Here is a 20938-nt window from a genome sequence, read left to right as displayed (position 1 = left end):
GCAACGGTCGTGAGCAGTCCGCTGCGTCGGTAGATCATGATTTCCGCCGACGGCGCGGTTCGCTCTTATGATTACGCTTCCAAACACACGTCTAAGAGAATAGTATTCTCGTGACGAGAAAGTTACAATCTCAGACACATGATCCGTGAGGGGGTCGAGCGCAGCGATGTCACGGCGTTCTCCGGTAGAGTCCAATCATGTTCTCCCCTCGCGGCAATCAGGTGAGTCGGCCGTGACCAGTCCGAGCGAAGAGCCGGCCTGGAAGCAGCGCGCCGTCGAGAGGTCCATCAAAACGGCGAAACTGCGCGCCGCGCAGCGTGTTCAGCGCTTCCTCGACGCCGCGCAGGCCATCATCATCGAGAAGGGCTCCACGGACTTTACCGTCCAGGAAGTCGTCGACCGGTCGCGTCAGTCGCTGCGCAGCTTCTACCTGCAGTTCGACGGCAAGCACGAGCTGTTGCTGGCGCTGTTCGAAGACGCGCTGAGCCGGTCCGCCGACCAGATTCGTGCCGCCACGGAGAGCCAGGCCGATCCCCTGGAGCGGCTGAAGGTCGCCGTCCAGCTCCTCTATGAGGCCTCCCGCCCAGATCCGACGGCCAAGCGGCCGCTGTTCACCGACTTCGCACCGCGGTTGCTGGTTACGCATCCCGCCGAGGTCAAGGTGGCGCACGCCCCGCTGTTGGCTTTGCTGACCGAACTGATGGAAGCGGCCTACGACGCCGGCAAGCTGCGCAAGGGCGTCAACGCGAAGCGCGTGGCCGCGATGACCATGCAGACCGTCATGTTCATCGCCCAGTCCAGCGGCGGCTCCGACGACGCGACCATCCATCCCATCACCAGCGACGAGGTGTGGGATTTCTGCTCGCGCGGCTTCGTCGGCTAACGCGTCCCCGCTCCACTGATCACATAGCGCACGCCATTTGCTGCCGAGAATCAGATTCTCTAATATTTAGAATCACAGATAGCCAAAACGGATTCGTCGTTGACACCGCGACAGGGCCGGCGCCGAGGCGTGCGACAAGTAGTCAGGAGTTGAGGTAGCCATGACCGGACGTGTTGAGGGCAAAGTCGCTTTCGTCACCGGAGCCGCGCGCGGACAGGGCCGCAGCCACGCGGTGCGGTTGGCGCAAGAGGGTGCCGACATCATCGCGATCGACATCTGCAAGCCCATCCGCGACGGCGTCACCGACACCGCGATCCCGGCGTCCACGCCCGAAGACCTCGCCGAGACCGCCGACCTGGTCAAGGGGCACAACCGGCGGATCTTCACCGCCGAGGTCGACGTGCGCGACTACACCGCGCTGAAGGCCGCGGTGGACAGCGGCGTCGAACAACTCGGGCGGCTCGACATCATCGTGGCCAACGCCGGAATCGGTAACGGCGGTGACACCCTGGACCAGACGAGCGAAGAAGACTGGACGGAGATGATCGACATCAACCTGGCTGGTGTCTGGAAGACCGTGAAAGCCGGTGTGCCGCACCTGAAGTCGGGCGGCCGCGGCGGCTCCATCATCCTGACCAGTTCGGTCGGTGGGCTGAAGGCCTACCCCCACACCGGACACTACGTCGCCGCCAAGCACGGTGTCGTCGGGTTGATGCGGGCCTTCGGAGTCGAGTTGGGCCAGCACATGATTCGGGTCAACTCGGTGCATCCGACCCACGTCAAGACGCCGATGCTGCACAACGAGGGCACCTTCAAGATGTTCCGCCCGGATCTGGAGAACCCGGGACCCGACGACATGGCGCCGATCTGTCAGCTTTTCCACACCATGCCGATCCCGTGGGTGGAGCCGATCGACGTCAGCAATGCGGTGCTGTTCTTCGCCTCGGACGAATCCCGCTACATCACCGGAGTGACCCTGCCCATCGATGCCGGTAGCTGCCTGAAATAGAGTGCCGTCCCATGGACGGATTCGAAGGTCGCGGAACGGTCGTCACCGGCGGTGCGAGTGGTATCGGTCTGGCCACGGCCACCGAGTTCGTCCGCCGGGGGGCCCGCGTGGTGCTCGCCGATGTCGATCAACCCGGCCTGGAGCAGGCGGTAAACCACCTGAGCGCCCAGGGATTCGACGCGCACGGCGTGGTGTGCGACGTCCGGCAGCTCGACGAGGTGGTTCACCTGGCGGACGAGGCCTTCCGCCTGCTGGGCAGCGTCGACGTCGTCTTCAGCAACGCCGGCATCGTGGTCGCGGGTCCGATCGCGCAGATGACCCACGACGACTGGCGCTGGGTGATCGACATCGACCTGTGGGGCTCCATCCATGCCGTCGAGGCGTTCGTGCCGCGGCTGCTCGAACAAGGCACCGGCGGACACATCGCCTTCACCGCGTCCTTCGCCGGCCTGGTGCCCAACGCCGGCCTCGGGGCCTATGGCGTCGCCAAATACGGCGTGGTCGGGCTGGCGGAGACGCTCGCCCGTGAGGTCAAGGACGCCGGAATCGGCGTATCGGTGCTGTGCCCGATGGTCGTGGAGACCAAGCTGGTCTCCAACTCGGAGCGGATCATGGGCGCGGACTACGGGATGAGCTCTTCGCCGGAAGCGGCCGGCGGGACCCTGCCGACGCAGGACGAGGGCGTCGGCGTGGGCGACGTCGCCCGGTTGACGGCCGACGCGATTCTGGCCAATCGCCTGTACGTGCTGCCGCACGAAGCCGCCCGCGCCTCGATCCGCCGCAGGTTCGAGCGCATCGACCGCTCTTTCGAAGAGCAGGCCGCCGAGGGGTGGGCCCACTAGCCCGACGGGCCGAGCCGGTAGTCGCCCGTCGCCGGATCGTGATACCAACCGCTCGCCGCGTGCGTGCCGCCGTCGACGTGCAAGGTCTGCCCGGTCAGGTAGGCCGACATTCGGGACGCCAGAAACACCGCGACACCGGCGATTTCGTCGACATGACCGGGGCGCCCCAGCGGCACGACGTGGCCGACCCGGGCCAGCGCCGCTTCGCCGCCGAGCTGCGCCAGCCCCTCGGTGAGTGTGATATCGGGCGCGATCGCGTTGACCCGGATGCCGTGGGGCGCCAGCTCCAGCGCCGCGGTCTGGGTGTAGTTGATGACCCCGGCCTTGGCCGCCGCATACGCCGCATAGCCGGGGGCGGCGCGCACGCCCTCGATCGACGTCACCGAGATGACGCTGCCGCCCTGGCCCGCCGACACCATCGCCCGCGCGACGCGCTGCGTGCACAGCAGCACGTGGCGCAGATTGGCCCGATAGAGCGCATCCCAACCGTTCTCGGTGGTTTCCAACAGCGGCGACGCGAACACCCCTCCGGCGTTGTTGACCAGGATCGTCGGCGTGCCAAGCTCGGCGGTCGTGCGCCGCAACGCGTCGTCGACCTGGGCGCTGTCGCGCACGTCGGTCGGAATACCCAGGGCACCAATGGATTCCGCGGCCTGCGCGCAGGTGCGCGGGTCACGCTCCCAAATGGCCACCGAGGCGCCGAAGGCCGCCAACCCGGCCGCGACCCCGCGGCCGATGCCCGCGCCGCCGCCGGTCACCACCGCCACGCGGCCGGTGAGCAGGATGTTCGAGGGATCGATCGCCATCGTCGGTCACATCGCCGGTGCGCGGCCGATGACGCCGCCGGCTTCCAGGTCGGCGATTTCCGCGTCGCTCAATCCCAGCTCGGCCAGCAACTCATGGTTGTGTTGCCCCAGCAGCGGCGCGTGCTGGTGGTGGAACTTCGACGGCCCGGCGGACGACCTCATCGGCACGGTGCTGAGCCTAGCCGGACCGTTCACCGGGTGGTCGACTTCCTCGAAGAAGCCCCGGAAGGTCAGCTGAGTGAGTTCCGCCTGGCGGTGGGGTTGCATGACCTTGGCGACCGGAACGCCGGCGTCCCACAGGGTCGCGACGATATCGTCCGCGCCGCGCCGCTCACACCACGCGGCCATCCGCGCGTCGATGAGGTCGTGGTGCTCCCTGCGCCCGCTTGCGGTGGCCAGCTTGGGATCCGTTGCCCACGAGGGGGATCCGATCGCCACGCACAAACCGCCCCACTGCTTGTCGGTGCACACCGCCACGGCCACCCAGCTGTCGAGCCGCCCGAATTCGTCGACGTCGGCGCTGCGGTAGAGGTTTTGCGGCGCCGCCGTGGGACCTCGGTTGCCCGCGCGTTCCAGCAGCGCCCCGTAAGCGGAGTGCTCGATGATCTGCTCGGCGGCGATGCTGAGCGCGGCGTCGACCATCGCCGCTTCGACGAACACGCCCTGCCCGGTGCGGCGCCGGTGTTCGAGCGCCAGCAGCAGCGCGTTCGCGGCGTGCAGGCCGGCGTTGGGGTCGCCGATCGAGTAGGGGTCGTACGGTGTGCGGTCGGGATATCCGGTGAGCCAGGTCAGCCCGGCCGCCGCCTCGATGACGTAGGCGAATGCCGGGTTGTCGCGCCACGGGCCCTGCAGGCCGAAGCCGGGCATCCGCGCCATCACGATGTCGGGCTTGATCCGTCGAACCGCCGCGAAATCGAGGCCGAGCTGGTCGAGCACGCGGGGGGTGAAGTTCTCCACCAGCACGTCGCAGGTCGCGATGAGCCGGCGCAATAGCTCCCGGCCGCGCTGGCTGTGCAGGTCCAGCGTGAGCCCTTTCTTGTTGGTGTTGAGCGCCGCGAAGATCGGCGACCTTTCCCACCACTGGTTTTCGGTGACGGGCACGCCGGCGATCAGTCGCGTCCCGTCGGGACGGCGGGTGGACTCCAGATGGATGACTTCCGCGCCCAGCATCGCCAACAGGTGGGTGCAGCAGGGACCGGCCCAAAAGGTCGTCATGTCGAGGACGCGAATCCCGTTCAGGGGCAGCCGATTTGCGGACCCGACCGGCAAGGGGCGGGGAGCCAGGTCGGCCGCGCGGTAATGCGCCGTGTGTTCGCCCAGGCGTGGGGCCGGTTGCGGCGGGCGCAACCGCGCGGGGCTCAACCGGTAGGGATGGCCCGGTTGCTGAAAGCGGCCGCACGGGTCCGGCACGAACGAGCCGCGTTCGCGGAAGTGGTCGAGCGAGGCGACGTTGGCGCCGTTGGCGACCGGTGCGTTCGGAATCCGGAAGGCCGTTGCGAGTTCCCGGATCTCGTCGACCGTGTTGCTTTCGAACCATGCGTAGATCTCGTCGGCGTTCAGCGTGGCGCGCTCGGTGATGGTCAGTTCCGAATCCTCGTCGATCCACTCGGGGTGGCCGACCATCGCGCACAGGTCGAACCACTGCTGCGCGGTCCCGCAGCCGACATCCACCAGCCCGTCCTTGGCGCGTGCCACGCCCGGAACGGTGACGCGCCGCGCGTCTCGCCAGGGCCGCCCGAGCATCTCGAAATAGGTGACGGGGTAATAGGTCAGGCACAGGATCTGGGTTTCCAGCATCGACAGGTCGAGCAGTTCGCCGGGGGCGCCGCCGGCCCGGCCGTAGCGCGATGCGAGCATGGCCGCGCTCGCATACGCCCCGGCCAAGTAGTCCCCGACCTGGCCGCCCACGAACACCGGGGCGCGGTCCGATTCGCCGCGCCCGAGGCCGACGATGCCGCCCGACCATGCCTGCAGGGTGAATTCGGTGGCCGTCCGGCCGCGCCACGGCCCCTCCAGCCCGAAGGCGGTGATCGACAGGACGGTGAGGTGGGGATGACGGCGGTGCAGCGCCGCGGGCGTGAAGTCCGGGTGCTCGGCGACTTTCGAGCCGCCGGACCACACCACCGCGTCCGCGGCGGCCAGCAGCGCGTCGACCAGCGCGACGTCGGCGGCGACCGCCGGATCCGCAACGACGCTGCGCTTCGACCCGGCCAGAAAGCTGAACAACGCCCCGTCGCCGCCGGGTGGTATCACGGCCCCCGACGCGGACCAGCGGCGCAGCGGATCACCCTCTGGCGGCTCGACTTTGACGACATCCGCCCCGCCGTCGGCAAGCAACTTGGTGCAATAGGCGCCCGCTATTCCGGTGGACAGTTCGACCACGGTGTAGCCGGCCAGCGCTAATTCGACGGTGGATTCCCCCACTACCGCTTCCGCTTTCGGCCGTGCTCCTTCTTGGCTTCCCCGTTCTTGCGTCCCTTCTTGCTCAAGCGCCATTCCGGCGGGAACTTGTCGTCGTTGTCTTTCACCGCCGCGCCCAGACCCCGGTCGACGGCGTCGGGGAGCATGAAGTCGTCACCGTCGGGGCGGACGACGCCGCCCATCGACTCGAAGAACCCGCTCAACATGCTGCCCATGTACTCGCCCTGGAACTGTTTCATGATCTCGAAGAAGACCTTCTGCATGAACACCGTGTCGGTGGGGCGGTTGCGCGCGCACGCCAGCGCATAGCGTTGCACCTCCGCCTCGAGCTCCTCTCTCGGCACCACGCTGTTGAGGAAGTTGCAGTCGTACATCTCCGCGGCGGTGAAAGCCCTTCCGGTGAAGACCATCTCCTGGAACTTCCGGATCCCCATGGTCTGCGCCCACCACCACATTCGTGGCCCCCAGCCGTAATACCGGAACGAGGGATGCCCGAACAGCGCGTCCTCGCTGGAGATCACCAGATCCGCGTCGGCCGCCTGGTAGAAGTGCCAGCCGTAGCAGTAACCCTTGGCCTCGAGGATGCTGATCTTCTTGAAGTCCTGCAGGCCGCGGATGCCCGAGTTCGGGTTGGCGTACCACTGGCCCAGGGTCGCGCCGCGCCGAAACGAGCCCTCGGGGGGAAAGCTGACCTCGTCGCCGCCGACCCGGTATTCGGCGAGCCGGTCACTCGGATCCTCCGAGTTCTGCGCCGCCATTTCCTCGGTGAGGTCCGCACCCGAGCCGAGGTCATCGCCGGCCCCGCGGACCACCAGCACCTTGACCTCGTCGTCGATGGACGCGCGGTGCAACAGGTCGGCGTAGCGCAGCCGGGCGGCGATGGTGGGCGCGTTGAGCTGGCCGGGCCGATCGAACGTGATTGTGGCGATTCGGGTTTCGGCATCCTTGTGATATTTGACGATCTCCTCGGGCCCGGGTGGGGACTTGCCGGTCATGGCTATTCGCGCCAGAACGGGCTGGCGGTCAACACCTCGGGGCCGTCGGCGGTGATCAATACGGCTTCGCGCCCGAAGACCGCGCCGATCCCCTGTTCCCAGACGTAACCCGTCACGGCCAGCACCATGCCCGGTTCCAGCCGTTCCCCGGCCGCGGTCGCGGGCAGGTGCTTGGAGATGACGGGCGGGTCGAAGCCCATGCCCAGGCCGCGGGCCACCGGCATCGGCGGCGCCGGCTCCCCCGCGGCCCGATACGCGTCCAGCAATTCGCTCGCCCCCGCGCCGGGTTGGCAGGCGGCCAACAGCCTGTCCCACAAGCCTTCCCAACGCCGATACACCGCCCCGGCGCCGTGCGCGGTGCCCGCGGGCCAGGTGCGGCCGACCTCGCCGATGTAGCCACCCGCCAGCACGCCGGCCGAGAACGCCACCAGGTCACCGTCGTTGACCCGGCCGTCCGCTGCCGGGCGCTGCCACGGATGATCGGGCGACGTCACCCACGCGACGTCCTGGTTCGACGGGGTGCTGACGCCGCCGCCCGCGATGGCCTCCAGCAACGCGCCGGCCAGCGCCTGTTCGGTTGTCCCCGGGCGCAGTTCGGACACGGCGGCGGCCAAGCCCGACTCGGCGACCGAAATGGCCTCCCGCAGCGCCGTCACCTCTTCGGCCGTCTTGACGCGCCGGGCGGCCCGCATCGCCAGCTCGCCGTCCACGAGTTCGGCATTGGGGAACGCCGTCGGCAGCAGTTGAGCGAAAACCGGTGAAATCGCGTCGGTTCCGACCCGCCGGGCCGTGTCCGCCCCGTCGATGCGCTGCAGCGCGGACATGGTGTTCATCGGGTTCCACGAGATGCCGTACAGGTTCTCGTGCGGGATGTCCTCGGGAACGCCCTCGTCCCAGGTGCTGAGCAGATGTATCGCCCCGGTCGAGCGCACCAGCACACACGTCGGGCCGAACGGCCGGGTGCCGGCGACCCACAACTGCGGCGCCCCCGTGACGTAGCGGACGTTGGCTTGGCGACCCAGCACCAGGACGTCGAGGTCCTGCGCCGCCATCTGATCCAGCACACGCTGGCGCCGACCGCAGCGCAGCGCGCGGTTGTCGGGCAGGACCTCAGTTGCCATAGGGGTCATACGGGTAGTCGGTCAATCGGATCCAGCCCTCCTCGGTGATTACCAAGACCTCCTCGCTGCGGTAACCGCCGGTGCCGTCCTCCCACACCACCGGTTCCAGGACCAGCACCATGCCCGCTCGCAGGACGAACTTCTCGTCGAAGTCCGCTCCGAGATCGGTTCCGATCATGGGCATTTCGGCGGCGTTCACGCCGATGCCGTGACCCAGGTAAAAGTGCGGCAGCCACGGCTTGGCGCCGCCGTTGGCGTTGATGGCCGCCCGCCCCAGGTCCGCCGCGGTGGCGCCGGCCTTCACGACACCCAGGACGGCGGACATGATCTCGAACCACTTGTCGAATTGCGCCCGCTGGCGTGGCGTCGGGTCCTTGCCGACGATCCAGGTGCGCCCGAAGTCCGAGCAGTAGCCGTGGTAGGTGATGCTGACGTCGGTCCACAGCACGTCACCCTCGGCCAGTTCGCGTTCGGTGCTCAGCAGCGGCAGCGCAAGGTCGCCGTGCGTGGTCCACACGCCCTCGGCCTTGCTGGGCGGCATCACCTGCCAGATCGGTTCGAGCATGCTGGCCGTGGCGCCCAGCTCGAAGGCCCGCCGCAGAAAGCTCGCGGACAGGTCGGACTGTCGGATTCCCGGGGCCAACCGCTTGTGGACCTCGACCATCGCCTCGTCGGTGATCCGGATGGCGGTGCGCATGCAGGACAACTCATCCGGCGTCTTGACCGCCTTGGCGGCGCTGACAATTGCCGACGCGTCGACGGGCGGTCCGCCGGGGAACAACGTCTTCGCGGCGCGCGACATGGCGCCGGTGCACTCGTCGACCGCTACGACCGCTTGGACGGGAACCAAATCGGCCAGCCGGCGCGCGAATCCTTCGACCCCCTCGTCGAATTCGAGATACACCGGCCCGTGCACGTGATCGGCCGGCAAGTCGGACTCCAGCGAGGCGCCCTCGCGGAACGGCAGGAACAAGTGCGGCCACTCGTCGGTGGCGAGCACCACCGCGACCGGTCGCTCGACATAGGACAAACCGGCATCGCCCAGCGGCCAACTGGTGCCGGTGGCATAGACCACGGCGCTGTTGCCGAGCAGAATCAGCGCGTCGACGCCGCGCTCGGCCATCGCCGAGCGCAGCCGGGCCCCGGTCTCACGCCGCATGCGGCCCATATCGGGCGTCTCGGGTATCACCAGGCTGCCGGTGCCCGCGCCCGCTTGCGCGAACGTTGTCATCGGGCCCCCTACAGGCCCAGGAACTTCGTGACGTTGCCGCTCACGATTTTCGCTGCGTCGGCGGGGCCGACGGCGTCGACGACCGCGGCCAGCGACTTTTCGGAATAGCCGTAGGTGCTTTCGTTGTGCGGGTAATCGCTGGACCACATGACCTTGTCCACACCGATCTTGTCGATCAACTGCAGGCCGAGCGGATCGACCATGAATGACGCGCTCATGTGGTTGTCCCAGTAGTACCGCACATCGTGCTGCAGCGGGCGGTTGAACATGTGCCGGTAGGACGCCACCAGGTGTTCGGCGTCCTGCAGCGCCCACGGCACCCAGGCGATGCCGCCCTCGAACCAACCGATCCGCAGGCCCGGATGGTCGTCCAGGATGCCGCCGAAGATGTACTTGGAGAACGTCTCCCGGAACCCGTCGATGTTGATCATCATGCCGACGACGACGCTGTTGAACTCGGTCGGGCTCTTCGGCGGCGTTTCCCCGATGTGGTGCGTGACCGGAAGGCCGGCGGCCTCGATCTCGTCCCACACCGCCCGCATCGCGGTGCTGGAGTAGTCGATCGGGTTGCCGTCGTCGTCCTTACCGGGGTTCAGCGGCATCAGAAAGGTCTTCAGCCCCAGGGACTTCAGCTCCTCCAGGGTCTTGCGCGCGCCCTGCGGGTCCCACCAATTGATCAGCCCGGCGCCGTAGAAGTGGCCGCCCGAGCGCTCCTGCAGTTCGGCGATGTACTCGTTGTAGATGCGGAAGGCGAGTTCGCGCAGCTTCTTGTCGGGGTAGTGGAAGAGCGCCAAAATCGCGTTGGGGAAGGCCAATTCCTTGTCGACCCCGTCGTCGCGCAGTTCCTGGATGCGCGCCTCGATATTGGTACTCGCGGCCCCGGGCAGGTCGTCGTACTGCATCAGCACCGCGCTGAAGTCGCCGGGCAGGAAGGACTGGCCCTTGCGACCGACCTGATAGGCGCCGTCCTCGTACCAGATCCGCGGCGCCTTGTCTTTGAGGTCGTCCGGAAAGCGTTGATAGAAAATGTCGTCCGCCAACGAGATGTGGTTGTCCGCGGAGAACACCACGGTCCCGGCCGGCAGGCCGACATCCGCGCCCGACGCGTGACCGCGGCGATTCTTGGGGGCGCCGAAGCCTTCGGGTGGGTAAAGCGAAACGGTGCTTGCTTGAGTCGTCATCATTGACCCTCCATTCGGATCGGCATTGTTGAGAGTAGCGACCTGGGGCTACCAGGTCACCGGAAGTTCGTAGACGCCGTAGGCGAGCCGGTCGTCCTTGAAGGGCACGTCCTCGACTCCGATGGCCAGTTCCAGCGTGGGGACGCGACGGAACAGGGTGCGATAGACGATCTGCAGCTCGGCACGGGCGAGCTGTTGGCCCACGCATTGATGGCGGCCGTAGCCGAAGGCGACGTTGCGGTCGGCCCCCGAGCGGTGCAGGTACAGCCGGTCCGGTTCGGGGAAGGCGTCCGGATCCCAGTTGGCCGGGGCCAAGTCGATGATGATGCCTTCGCCGGCGCGGATCGTCTCCCCGGCAATGTGGATGTCTTCGAGGGCGACGCGGCGCTGCCCGTTCTGAATGATGCTGAGGTAGCGCAACAATTCCTCGACCGCGCTGGCGATGACCTTGTCGTCGTCGGCGTCGCGCAGGACGGCCAACTGGTCCGGGTTGACCAGTAGGGCCAGCACCCCGAGACCGATCATGTTCGAGGTGGTCTCGTGCCCGGCGATCAGCAGCCCGGTGCCCAGCTGGGCCGCCTCTTTCACGCTCAGTTCGCCGGCCTTGACGCGCTCGGCCAGGTCGGAAACCGCGTCCTGCGCCGGATCCTCCATTTTGGCCTCGACCAGTTGCGCGAGGTACTTATTCAGACTCATCGCGCCTTTGACGGTGTCTTCGCCCGTCGCGTAGCGCGCGAGCCCGACGTTGGCGTGGTGCTGGAACATCTCGGCGTCCTCATAGGGGACACCGAGCAGCTCGCTGATCACCAGCGACGGAACCGGCAAGGCCAACGCGGTGACGATATCGGCGGGCTGCGGGCCGGCCAGCATCGCGTCGATGTGGTCATCGGTGATCTGCTGGATGGTCGGGCGCAGGCCCTCAACTCGCTTGAACGTGAAGGGTTTTGACAACATGCGCCGAAACCGGGTGTGCTCTTCGCCGTCGGCGGTGAAGACGGACCGCGGCCGCTTGTGCACTGTGGACAACATGCCCGCGTTCCAGTGCGGAAACCCCGGCCGCCGATCGTCGACGCTGACCCGCGAATCCGAGAACAGTTCCCGCACTTGCTCATAGCCGGTGATGAGCCACGGGGTGCTCCCATCCCAGATGCGCACCCGGGACAAGGGTCGCTCTTGCGCAAGCGCCATGACATCCGGCGGCGGCGCGAAGGGGCAGCCCGCCCGCCGCGGCATCGGATAATCCGGGATCTCGGTCGCCTCGACGGCGGAAGCGTTCGTCAGCGTTTCTGACATCTCATTCCTCGATCTGAATGGCCAGCGCGGGGCACGCCGCGGCCGCTCGCCGGGCGCCCTCCGCCTCATCGGCGGATGGATTGGGGTTGAGCAGGACAACGACGCCGTCCTCGTCGCGCTGGTCGAACACATCGGGCGCGTTCAGCACGCAATTGCCCGACGAAGCGCAGACGTCTTGGTCGACAGTCACTTTCATCTGCAGACCTCTCATTCGTACGGGGTGACGGGCGCCAGCCACAGGCCCACAATCGCATCGATGAGACCCGAGGCGGCGGCCCGCCAGGAGCGCTGGGGCGGCGAGGCGCCCGCGGCAAGCGATCGTTCCCGGTCGGCACAGGTGTGCATCAACAGGTTGCGGGCCATGATGTTTCGCTCGAAGTGCACTTCGGCCGGCAGGTCGGGCAGGCAGCGGTTGATGCCCTCGACCACCTGCACCAGGGATGGCGAGCTGAGGGCCCCCTTGACGATGATGTGGTAGTACGCGGGATCGGTCATCGCCTGCGCCGCGAAACGCGCATACCAGGTGGGATTGCCGAGCTCCTCCAGATGATCGGTGAGCGGTCGCACCAGGCAGGCCACCCAGTCCCTCAGCTCGGTCGAACCACCCGCTTCGAGCAGCTCGGCCACCATCCGCTCGCGCAGCTGCTCGACCGGTCCCCGGTGCTTGTGTTCGATCGCGCGGACCAGGTCGGCCTTCGTGCCGAAGTGGTAGCCCACCGCGGCGTTGTTGCCCTGGCCGGCGGCCTCGCTCACCTGCCGGTTGGACACAGCGAACATGCCGTGCTCGGCGTACAACCGCTCGGCCGCAACGAGGATCGCTTCCTGCGTGGAACTGGCCCGCTCGGTGCGAACTGCCCGGCCGATGGTGGTCACCCGGCTAGTCAACCGTGGCCCAGCGATTAAGTCAAGCGATTGATTTAATTAGTTGGCGCCCGCTCGCGCCCACTTCGGTGCCACTCAGCCGGCAATGGGTGACAAAGGTCCCTCGCCCGAGGCTTCCGCGCTGGGTCACGATGGCCTCTTGCGTTCGGGAACGCGGCGGTGTCAGGACGGTGAATCATTGGTGGGTGCGGGATGTTGTCAGCCAGCCGGGTATCGGCGATCGAGGATTCCGCGTGGTTCCAGTCGAAGTGGTCGCCGTACCTGTTGGCCGACGCCGACTTGCGCATCCGCGCGGTGAACTCCGCCTGCGAACGCGTGTCGGGGCATCCGCGCGAAGAGTTGGTGGGCCACCAGCTGTTCGACGTCTTCCCGGACAACCCGGCCGATCCCGAAGCGGACGGCGTGGCCAACGTCTCCGCGTCGCTTGATCTGGTCTTCCGCCGTGGGGTCCGGCACTGGATGGGAGTCCAGCGCTACGACCTTCCCGACCGGCAGAACCCGGGCGCATTCGTCTACCGGGTCTGGACACCGATGAACGACCCGATCAAAGACGGCAAGAAGACCGTCGCCGTGCTGCAGCACGCCCAGGACGTCACCCGCGTCGTACCGCCGACGCCGGAAGAGCGCGCGTATCCGAAACTCTTCGAGTTGAGAAGGGCGGCGGAGGTGCTCGGGCGCCAGTTCCCCGACCTGCCCAGCGAAGCGGTGCTCGGTGTGCTGGCACATTCCCACAGCGTGGTCATGGAAAGCGTTGGGGCGCAAGACCTCGAACGCGCCCAGGCGCTGGCCAGGCTCCGCCTGGAAACCCACGCCGGGCATCCGGCGGAAGAGCCCTGACGCGGTCCCTCACTCGCCCTTGCGGGGGCGGATCACCTTGCCGGCGGACGTCCCCCCGTCTACCGGCAGCACGGCCCCGGTGACATAGCGCGACCGGTCGGTGGCGAAGTACAACGCCGCCTCGGCGACGTCATCGGGCGTTCCCTCGCGCTTCAGTGGCCGGTCATCACGCATCCCTTGCCGAATCTTCGCCTCGAACCGCGCCAGCTCGTCTGGATCCACATCGACCGCCGACGACGCCAGGATCGGCGTGGGTATGCTGCCGGGGGCAATCGCGTTGACCCGAATCTCGTAGCGCGCCAGTTCGATTGCGGCGGACTTGGTGAACTGGATGACTGCGGCCTTCGATGCGCGGTAGATCATCACCCCGCCGCCCGCCTGGATCCCACCGATCGACGTCAGGTTGATGATCGATCCGCCACCGCTTTCGGCCATGTGCCGAGCGGCATCTCGAGTGCCGGCCATCACCCCGAGGACGTTGACCCCCATCACCCGGTGGAAGTCGGCCAGATCATCGTCGAGCAACCGGCGCAACGGGCTCGAGATTCCGGCGTTGTTCACCATGATGTGCAGGGCGCCGAACGTCTCGACGGTCGCGGCGACCAGCGCCGCGACCTGTTCGGGATCGGAGACGTCGGTTCGCCGAAACAGGGCGGCGGCGCCCGATGCGGCGGCCAGCTGCTCTCCCCTCTCGGCCTCGACATCGGCGATGACGACCCGCGCCCCCTCGGCCACGAACCGTTCCACGATTCCGCGACCGATGCCGGAGGCGCCGCCGGTCACGATGGCGACCTTGCCTTCCAATTCGTTGACCACCCGACGAGTTAATCCGCGCCGACCGCGTTAAGTCAAGCAGTTGATTTAAGCGGGCCCGGGCGATCGGTAGGCCCCAAAGGGTTTCGCTCACCCCACACACCCGCCATGCTGGGAGCGCCAGTTCATCGGGAAACTCGGGAGGAAGCTCATGAAGGTTCTGGTCGTCGGGGGTAGCGGACTCATCGGATCACAGGTTGTCGCCCAGCTCGCCGAGCTGGGACACGAGGCCATCCCCGCCTCGCCGAGCTCGGGGGTCAACACCATCACCGGGGAAGGCCTCGCCGATGCCCTCGCCGGCGTCGACACCGTTGTGGACGTCTCCAACTCGCCGTCCTGGGCCGACGACGATGTCCTGAACTTCTTCACCACCTCCACCCGCAACCTCCTCGACGCGGAGCGGGCCGCCGGCGCGCGGCACCACGTCGCTCTCTCGATCGTGGGGGCCGACCGGGCGGCCGAAAGCGGTTACATGCGGGCAAAAGTGGCTCAGGAAAAAGAGATAGTGGAATCGGGATTCCCGTATTCGATCGTGCGGGCGACTCAGTTCTTCGAATTCGTTGGCGGCATTGCCGATTCGATGGCCGACGGCGACACGGTCCGCGCCCCGCACGGCGCGTTTCAGCCCATCGCCGCCGCGGACGTCGCCACGGCCGTCACCCGCGCCGCGGCCGGGGACCCGGTCAACGGCGTAATCAATATCGCCGGGCCGGAAAAGCAGGGTATGGACGACTTCATCCGGGCCCGGTTCGCGGCCACCGGCGACCATCGCCAGGTGATCACCGACGACGGTGTCCGCTATTACGGCGCGTTGCTCGACGATCGCAGCATCGTTCCGGTCGACGGCGAAGACGCGACCATCTACCCGACCACGTTCGGCGATTGGATGGCCGGGGTGTCGAGCGACGCCAAGTAGCCGACCGCCGTTGCGACATCAACCGCGGCGGTAGTTGCGCTGAGCCCTCCGGCCGAGCACGGTATAAGACGCCGAAGATCGATGACGACGAGGAGCGGCGATGCCTGTGCCCCCCACGAGCGATGTCACCGCCCAAAGCGCTCAGCTGACCAGGCGCGGATTCATGGCGGCCGGCATCGCCGGAGGGTTGGCGCTCGCGGCGTGCAGTCAGTCCAAGCCCGCGCCGTCGGCCAATGCCCAGTTGGCCGCCGCCATCGACGCGGCGGAGGCCGCCCGGCCGCACAGCGGCCGAACCGTCACCGCCAGCCTGACCGCCCAGCAGGTCCAGGTGGATCTGGGTGGGCCCGTTGTCCGTACGTTCGCCTACGGCAACACCATCCCGGGTTCACCGATCCGGGCGCGAATCGGCGACGAGCTGGTGGTCACGGTGTCGAACCGGCTCGACCACCCGACATCGGTGCACTGGCACGGCGTCGCCCTGCGCAACGATATGGACGGCGCCGCGCCCGCCACGCCGAACATCCCCGCCGGCCAGGACTTCACCTACCGCTTCTCCGTCCCGAATTCGGGCACCTACTGGGCCCATCCGCACACCGGCCTGGACGCGGACATGGGCCTGTACCTCCCGGTTATCGTCGACGACCCGACCGAGGGCAACTATGACGCCGAATGGATTGTGGTCCTTGACGATTGGACCGACGGACTCGGAAAGTCTCCGCAGCAGCTCTACACCGAACTGACCAGCCCGAACAAGCCCAGCACGCCGAGCCCTCCCCCGACCACGACCACAACGCCACCCACCACGTCGACGACGTCGACCACCAGCGAGACCGCGACGACGACGTCGAGCAGTGAGACTTCGACGACACCGACCAGCGCGCCGAGTCCCGCCCCGATGCCGGAGGGGAACGTCGGTAAGAGCGATCTGCTCGGTGGCGACGCGGGAGATATCGCCTACCCCTACTATCTGGTCAACGGGCGAATTCCCGCCGCTCCCATGACCTTCAACGCGAAGCCCGGCCAGCGCATCCGGATCCGATTCATCAACACCGGCTCCGACACCACCTTTCGCGTCGCGTTGGCCGGTCATTCGATGACGGTCACCCACACCGACGGATACCCCGTGGTGCCGGTCCAGGTCGACGCCCTGCTCATCGGCATGGCCGAACGCTACGACGTCGTGGTGACCGCCGCGGACGGCGTCTTCCCGCTGGTCGCCTTGGCGGAGGGCAAAAACGCACTGGCGCGCGCGCTGCTGTCCACCGGGTCCGGCAGCGCGCCGGACCCGGGATTTCAGCCGCCCGAGCTGAACCGGCGAGTGGGCACGATTGAAATGTTCACCGCGACAACCCCGGTCAACCTGGGCCGGCCGCAGCCCGGCCTGAACCTTCCGGTCGTGCTGGGCGGCAACATGGTCCAATACAACTGGACGATCAACGGAAAGCCTTACAGCAACACCGAACCCCTGCACGTCCGGGAGGGCGAACGGCCCACCATCACGTTCGACAACCCCACCATGATGTATCACCCGATCCACCTGCACGGGCACACCTTCCAACTGATCAAGGCCGACGGTAGCCCCGGTGCGCGCAAGGACACCCTGATGGTGCTGCCCAAGCAGAAGCTGCTCGCCGTTCTGGTGGCCGACAACCCGGGCCTGTGGGTGTTGCACTGCCACAACACCTATCACCAGGAGGCCGGCATGCAGACCCGGCTGGACTACGTGTTCTAGCAGGTCAGGCGTCGGCCAGAAAATTCAGCAACAACTCGTTGACCACCGACGACTGCTCGATCTGCGGGCAGTGGCCCGCCCGGTCGACCACCACCGAGCGGGCGCCGTCGATCTGCCTGGCGATCTGCGCGGCCCAGCCGGAGGGAAGGAGCTTGTCGTGGCCTCCCTCGACGACCAGCGTCGGCACCGTGATGCGCTCGTACGCCCGGGCACTCGACGGCGTGCCGGACGGCGTGGCACCCGGGCGACGAAATCGCGCCGCGGCCACCGCCTCCCATGCCCCCGGCGCGGTGCTGGACTCGTACCGGCGCCGCACGTACTCGTCATCGGTGGGGTATCCCGGGTCGTGAAACAGGGCCTCGACGATGCGGCGCATGCCCGTCGGCGTGGCGTCATATTGTTGCAGCGCCTCGAAGTGTTGATTCTGTTGAATTTCGCCGCCCCCGCAGATGATTGCCAGGCTGCGGGCCGGCAGCAGGGGCGTGTCCGAGGTGGCGTCGGTGAGCAGGTTGATGGCGCCCATCGAGTTGCCCACGAAGTGCGCGGAGTCGATGCCGAGCAGCTGGCAGAACCGCGCCACGTGGCGGATTCGCATCGCGCGCCCGTCCACGAAATCGATCACCTTGGCCGACTGCCCGAAGCCCAACTGGTCCGGCGCCAGCACTCGGTGCCGGGCGGCGAGCGCCGCGATGTTGCGCTCCCAGCCGAGTTCGGCGCAGGCACCGAACTCACCGCCGTGCAGTAGCACCACCGGCTCGCCGTCGCCCGCTTCCAGATAACTGGTGAGCAGGCCGTCGACCAACATGGTCTTGCGACGGGTCTGGATCACTTGATCGCTATCGGGTTCACCGGTGAGCCCACGGCGCCGACGACCCGCAGGGGCGGCGCGACGAGCTGGAACTCGTACACGCCGTCGGCGGCGCAGTCCTCGGCCAGCGCGGTGAGATCCCAGTATTCGCCGAAGATCATCCCCATGTCCCGCAGGCAGAGCAGGTGCAGGGGAAAGGTGACTCCTTCCACGCCCGACACCAGGTCCTCTACCTGAAGGTTGTCGGCGGCCACCGCGGCGATCTCGTGATCGTGCAGCCACTGCGCGCATCGCCAGTCCAGCCCGGAGTAGCCCTCGGTCTTGTTCCCCGTCATGGCAAACCTTGTCCACCAACCGGTCCGGATCAGCACGATGTCGCCTCGCCCGATCGTCACGCCCTGCGCGCGAAGCACGTCGTCGAGTTCTTCCGGGGAGATCGGGTTGCCGGCTTCGAGGAAGATCTCGGCGCCCCGGTGGCGAACCAAATCCAGCAACACCCCGCGGGACGTGATGCCCTTGACGTCGACCTTGTCGATGCCACAGTGGTAGGCGCCCATGCTGGTCACCGAATCCGCGGCGAAGCCGTTGTAGAGGTGATCGTCGTAGTAGACATGGGACAGCGCATCCCACTGGCTCGCCGCCTGCAACGGCATGATGATGATGTCGTCGTTGAAACGAAACGGGTTGTCGGCGGTCATGTAGCCACTCAGCTGCTGCGCTAACGGGTTACGTGGCCAACTGGGTCCATACTTGGCTAGCGTGTTCACGTCGCCGCCGTCCACCGTCATGACGTGGACCGGGTTGTGCCGGAACTCGAAGGCGCCCTGCGGCCCCGACGCGCCGAAGTCGACGCCGAGCGGAAACACCTTGCCGTGCCTGACCAAACCCGCGGCCTGGGCGATCTTGTCCGCGGTGATGAAGTTCAGCGTGCCCAGCTCGTCGTCGTCACCCCACCGTCCCCAATTGGAGACGTCACGCGCGACCCGTCGGAAATCGGTCAAGTCGGTCACGGGGCTCCTTCCTGCCCTAGGAGGTCACGCGCAATCGCGGCGCCCACGTTGCCGCCGTCGACCCAGAGGATCTGCCCCGTGATATAGCTGGCGGCACCACTATTCAAGAAGAGCAACACCGCCGCCTGCTCGGCGGGGTCGGAAACCCTGCCTAGGGGCTTGGGGATGTCGTCGAGGAAGCCCTGCCCGTAGGCCGTGCGCAGCTGATCGAGGATCGGGGTCTCGGTGACCCCGGGCCCCGAGCAGTTGATGCGAATGCCCTTGGCGCCCAGCGGCGTAGCGCTTCGCGCGGTATAGAAGATGATCGCTTCTTTGGACAGCTGGTAGCCGTTGCCCAAGATCTCGGGATTGGCGTGGCACCAATCGATGCCCTCCTGCATCGTCGCGGTGTTCAGCAGGGGCGCCACCGCCGAGGCATGTTCGCGATAGGAAGCCGCGGCGAGCGATGAGACACTGACAATCGACGATCCCGCGACCATCATCGGTACCAGCGACTCGGTCAGGTGGCGCAGGCCCAAAAAATTCACCGTGGCCACCAGCGCCGGGTTACCGATCCCCGACGAGACACCGGCGACATTGAACAGCGCGTCGACCGGTCCCCCGATCGACGCCACGGCGTCGTCGATCGAATGCCGGTCAGCGAGGTCGATCTCACGGAAGTCGGTCAGCCCGAAGTCGGGCCGGCACTTGTCCAGCCCGATGACATCGGCACCCAGTTCCGTGAGCTGGCGGACCACATGCCCACCGATGCCCGAGGCGCATCCGGTCACCACCGCCCGGCGGCCGTCGTAACGCCAGAGCGCGTCGATGGTTCCCAAGGCCGTCTCCTAGTTCAGCGACCTTCACCGAGTCACTTCTGCTGCTGCTGTTCTTTCAACCGCTGGGCCGCCTGCACGCGGCCCTCGTTTATTTCCGCCATGGCTTCGGGGATCTCGCTTGCGGTGAACTTACCGCCCCGACCGGTCGGCAGGCCGCCAAACGAGTACCGTTCGTCGAACTGCGGTGCCGTGGATGCCGGCCGCCGCGCCTCCACCTTTTCGATGACGGGCTCGAGCCGCTTGGCCTTCTCGGCCACCGCCTTCGCGTCGCGCTCGATGAACTCGGGCAGCACCTCTTTGCCCATCAGCTCGATGGACTCCATGGTGCCCTCGTGGCTGCGGGGGTTGAGCAGCAGGATGATCTCGTCGACGCCGCTTTCCTCGTAGCCGCGCAGGAATTCTCGGACGGTCGTGGGCGATCCGATCGCCCCCCGCCCCGGGCCGTACGCCAGCGTCGGATCCTTTTCGACCTCTTCGAGATACCGCTTCCACACGCCGGTCCGTCCGGGGGTGTGCACCCCCGTCATGTAGTAGTGCATGATCCCGAACGAGAAGAAGCCGCCGCCCTGCCCCAGCCGTTGCAGCGCCTGCTCGTCGGTCTTGGCGACCATCATCGACAGGTCGCCGCCGATGGCCAGGATGTTCGGATTGATGCGCGGCGTGACGGGCACGCCGTTCTCTTCGAATTCCTTGTAGTAGCCGTTCACCCGCTCGGTCAGCGGCCCCGGGCCGGTGTAGGCGAAACTCAAAGCGCCGATAGCCTTTTGGGCGGCCATCTGCACGCTGGCCGGCCGCGTGCATGCGACCCAGACCGGCGGATGCGGCCTCTGCAGCGGCTTGGGAACGACGTTGCGGGCCGGCATCTGGACGTGCTCACCGTTGAAGCCGGTGAACGGCTCCTCGATCATGCAGCGGATCGAGACCTCGAGGGCCTCCTCCCATTGGGCCCGCTTGTCGGCGGGATCGATGTTGAATCCACCGAGTTCACCCACTGAGGAGGATTCCCCGGTGCCGAATTCGACTCGGCCGTTGGAGAGCAGGTCGAGGGTGGCGATGCGTTCGGCGACGCGGGCCGGGTGATTGACCACCGGCGGCAGGTGCATGATGCCGAATCCCAGCCGGATGTTCTTGGTCCGCTGGCTGGCTGCGGCCAGGAATATCTCGGGCGCCGTCGAGTGGCAGTACTCCTCGAGGAAGTGGTGCTCGGTCAGCCAGACGGTGGAGAAGCCGGCCTTGTCCGCGGCCTCCACCTCGTCGAGGCACTCTTGCATCATGACGTGCTCGTCGTCGGGTGCCCACGGCCGCGGCAGGGCGAACTCGTAGAACAGGGATACTTTCAT

Annotated in this window: 20 protein-coding genes; 6 read left to right on the top strand and 14 right to left on the bottom strand. The window is 67.1% G+C overall.

All coding sequences use genetic code 11. From position 1 onward, the window contains the following. The first annotated feature begins 232 nt into the window (after window positions 1-232). The 3 genes from A5730_RS19305 (at window position 233) to A5730_RS19295 (ending at window position 2734) form a co-directional block, all read left to right on the top strand. The gene (locus A5730_RS19305; protein ID WP_055401984.1) at window positions 233-883 is read left to right on the top strand and encodes a TetR/AcrR family transcriptional regulator; all 651 of its coding nucleotides are present in this window, start codon (window positions 233-235) and stop codon (window positions 881-883) included. A gap of 160 nt (window positions 884-1043) precedes the next feature. After that, window positions 1044-1892 carry a mycofactocin-coupled SDR family oxidoreductase gene (locus tag A5730_RS19300; protein WP_067903866.1) on the top strand — a complete coding sequence of 283 codons (849 nt, stop codon included), beginning with the start codon at window positions 1044-1046 and terminating at the stop codon, window positions 1890-1892. 11 nt (window positions 1893-1903) lie between these two features. After that, window positions 1904-2734 (top strand): SDR family NAD(P)-dependent oxidoreductase, encoded by an 831-nt coding sequence (locus A5730_RS19295; protein WP_067903863.1) that lies wholly within the window; start codon window positions 1904-1906, stop codon window positions 2732-2734. Here the strand turns inward: A5730_RS19295 and A5730_RS19290 are convergent. The 9 genes from A5730_RS19290 to A5730_RS19250 form a co-directional block, all read right to left on the bottom strand. After that, window positions 2731-3540: an SDR family NAD(P)-dependent oxidoreductase gene (locus tag A5730_RS19290; RefSeq protein WP_067903860.1), complete on the bottom strand. Its 810-nt coding sequence runs from the start codon at window positions 3538-3540 to the stop codon at window positions 2731-2733. The two genes, A5730_RS19295 and A5730_RS19290, sit on opposite strands and share 4 nt — an antisense overlap. A 6-nt stretch (window positions 3541-3546) precedes the next feature. After that, window positions 3547-5964 carry a CoA transferase gene (locus A5730_RS19285; protein ID WP_231994723.1) on the bottom strand — a complete coding sequence of 806 codons (2418 nt, stop codon included), beginning with the start codon at window positions 5962-5964 and terminating at the stop codon, window positions 3547-3549. Continuing rightward, entirely contained in the window at window positions 5964-6956 is a 993-nt protein-coding gene (locus A5730_RS19280; protein ID WP_067903857.1) for an enoyl-CoA hydratase/isomerase family protein, read from the bottom strand. Before A5730_RS19280 ends, A5730_RS19285 begins: the two co-directional genes overlap by 1 nt. A 2-nt stretch (window positions 6957-6958) precedes the next feature. Further along, a complete protein-coding gene (locus A5730_RS19275; RefSeq protein ID WP_067903854.1) occupies window positions 6959-8077 on the bottom strand; it encodes a Xaa-Pro peptidase family protein in 1119 nt (372 codons plus the stop codon). Then, window positions 8067-9308 carry a Xaa-Pro peptidase family protein gene (locus A5730_RS19270; protein ID WP_067903851.1) on the bottom strand — a complete coding sequence of 414 codons (1242 nt, stop codon included), beginning with the start codon at window positions 9306-9308 and terminating at the stop codon, window positions 8067-8069. Before A5730_RS19270 ends, A5730_RS19275 begins: the two co-directional genes overlap by 11 nt. A gap of 8 nt (window positions 9309-9316) precedes the next feature. Continuing rightward, on the bottom strand, window positions 9317-10378 hold the full coding sequence (locus A5730_RS19265; RefSeq protein WP_197506300.1) for an amidohydrolase family protein: 1062 nt from the start codon (window positions 10376-10378) through the stop codon (window positions 9317-9319). Between the two features lie 159 nt (window positions 10379-10537). After that, entirely contained in the window at window positions 10538-11782 is a 1245-nt protein-coding gene (locus tag A5730_RS19260) for a cytochrome P450 (protein ID WP_067903848.1), read from the bottom strand. A 1-nt stretch (window position 11783) separates the two neighbouring features. Continuing rightward, the gene (locus A5730_RS19255) at window positions 11784-11978 is read right to left on the bottom strand and encodes a ferredoxin (protein WP_067903844.1); all 195 of its coding nucleotides are present in this window, start codon (window positions 11976-11978) and stop codon (window positions 11784-11786) included. An 11-nt stretch (window positions 11979-11989) separates the two neighbouring features. Then, window positions 11990-12655: a TetR/AcrR family transcriptional regulator gene (locus A5730_RS19250; RefSeq protein WP_067903841.1), complete on the bottom strand. Its 666-nt coding sequence runs from the start codon at window positions 12653-12655 to the stop codon at window positions 11990-11992. Window positions 12656-12856: 201 nt separating this feature from the next. On the opposite strand from A5730_RS19250, the gene A5730_RS19245 reads away from it, so the two are divergent. Beyond that, window positions 12857-13501, top strand: a complete 645-nt coding sequence (locus tag A5730_RS19245; protein WP_067903838.1) for a PAS domain-containing protein — start codon at window positions 12857-12859, stop codon at window positions 13499-13501. A gap of 9 nt (window positions 13502-13510) precedes the next feature. Here the strand turns inward: A5730_RS19245 and A5730_RS19240 are convergent, their stop codons facing one another. Next, on the bottom strand, window positions 13511-14317 hold the full coding sequence (locus tag A5730_RS19240) for an SDR family NAD(P)-dependent oxidoreductase (RefSeq protein ID WP_067903835.1): 807 nt from the start codon (window positions 14315-14317) through the stop codon (window positions 13511-13513). Window positions 14318-14465: 148 nt separating this feature from the next. Between A5730_RS19240 and A5730_RS19235 the strand changes: the two genes are divergently transcribed. Further along, entirely contained in the window at window positions 14466-15230 is a 765-nt protein-coding gene (locus A5730_RS19235) for an SDR family oxidoreductase (protein WP_067903833.1), read from the top strand. Window positions 15231-15330: 100 nt separating this feature from the next. Beyond that, window positions 15331-16962, top strand: coding sequence for a multicopper oxidase family protein (locus tag A5730_RS19230; RefSeq protein WP_067903826.1), 1632 nt, complete (start codon window positions 15331-15333; stop codon window positions 16960-16962). 4 nt (window positions 16963-16966) lie between these two features. Here the strand turns inward: A5730_RS19230 and A5730_RS19225 are convergent, their stop codons facing one another. From A5730_RS19225 to A5730_RS19210, 4 genes are read right to left on the bottom strand one after another with little or no spacing between them, the layout of a single operon-like run. Continuing rightward, complete coding sequence (locus tag A5730_RS19225; RefSeq protein WP_067904466.1) at window positions 16967-17788, bottom strand: alpha/beta fold hydrolase; 822 nt, start codon at window positions 17786-17788, stop codon at window positions 16967-16969. Then, window positions 17788-18780 carry a cyclase family protein gene (locus A5730_RS19220; protein WP_067903823.1) on the bottom strand — a complete coding sequence of 331 codons (993 nt, stop codon included), beginning with the start codon at window positions 18778-18780 and terminating at the stop codon, window positions 17788-17790. Before A5730_RS19220 ends, A5730_RS19225 begins: the two co-directional genes overlap by 1 nt. After that, window positions 18777-19598 (bottom strand): coniferyl-alcohol dehydrogenase, encoded by an 822-nt coding sequence (locus A5730_RS19215; RefSeq protein WP_067903820.1) that lies wholly within the window; start codon window positions 19596-19598, stop codon window positions 18777-18779. Before A5730_RS19215 ends, A5730_RS19220 begins: the two co-directional genes overlap by 4 nt. A 32-nt stretch (window positions 19599-19630) precedes the next feature. After that, complete coding sequence (locus tag A5730_RS19210) at window positions 19631-20938, bottom strand: LLM class flavin-dependent oxidoreductase (protein WP_067903817.1); 1308 nt, start codon at window positions 20936-20938, stop codon at window positions 19631-19633.

The sequence above is a fragment of the Mycobacterium sp. ACS4054 genome, assembly GCF_001667275.1.
Taxonomy (GTDB): domain Bacteria; phylum Actinomycetota; class Actinomycetes; order Mycobacteriales; family Mycobacteriaceae; genus Mycobacterium.
The sequence above is the reverse complement of the archived record's forward strand: the minus strand, read 5'-3'. Positions and strand labels throughout refer to the sequence as shown.

Coding starts and splice junctions, on each gene's coding strand:
- A5730_RS19255 (WP_067903844.1), bottom strand. CDS start 11,978: ATGAAAGTGACTGTCGACCAAGACGTCTGCGCTTCGTCGGGCAATTGC.
- A5730_RS19230 (WP_067903826.1), top strand. CDS start 15,331: ATGCCTGTGCCCCCCACGAGCGATGTCACCGCCCAAAGCGCTCAGCTG.
- A5730_RS19280 (WP_067903857.1), bottom strand. CDS start 6,956: ATGACCGGCAAGTCCCCACCCGGGCCCGAGGAGATCGTCAAATATCAC.
- A5730_RS19270 (WP_067903851.1), bottom strand. CDS start 9,308: ATGACAACGTTCGCGCAAGCGGGCGCGGGCACCGGCAGCCTGGTGATA.
- A5730_RS19235 (WP_067903833.1), top strand. CDS start 14,466: ATGAAGGTTCTGGTCGTCGGGGGTAGCGGACTCATCGGATCACAGGTT.
- A5730_RS19275 (WP_067903854.1), bottom strand. CDS start 8,077: ATGGCAACTGAGGTCCTGCCCGACAACCGCGCGCTGCGCTGCGGTCGG.
- A5730_RS19210 (WP_067903817.1), bottom strand. CDS start 20,938: ATGAAAGTATCCCTGTTCTACGAGTTCGCCCTGCCGCGGCCGTGGGCA.
- A5730_RS19295 (WP_067903863.1), top strand. CDS start 1,904: ATGGACGGATTCGAAGGTCGCGGAACGGTCGTCACCGGCGGTGCGAGT.
- A5730_RS19290 (WP_067903860.1), bottom strand. CDS start 3,540: ATGGCGATCGATCCCTCGAACATCCTGCTCACCGGCCGCGTGGCGGTG.
- A5730_RS19300 (WP_067903866.1), top strand. CDS start 1,044: ATGACCGGACGTGTTGAGGGCAAAGTCGCTTTCGTCACCGGAGCCGCG.
- A5730_RS19245 (WP_067903838.1), top strand. CDS start 12,857: ATGTTGTCAGCCAGCCGGGTATCGGCGATCGAGGATTCCGCGTGGTTC.
- A5730_RS19260 (WP_067903848.1), bottom strand. CDS start 11,782: ATGTCAGAAACGCTGACGAACGCTTCCGCCGTCGAGGCGACCGAGATC.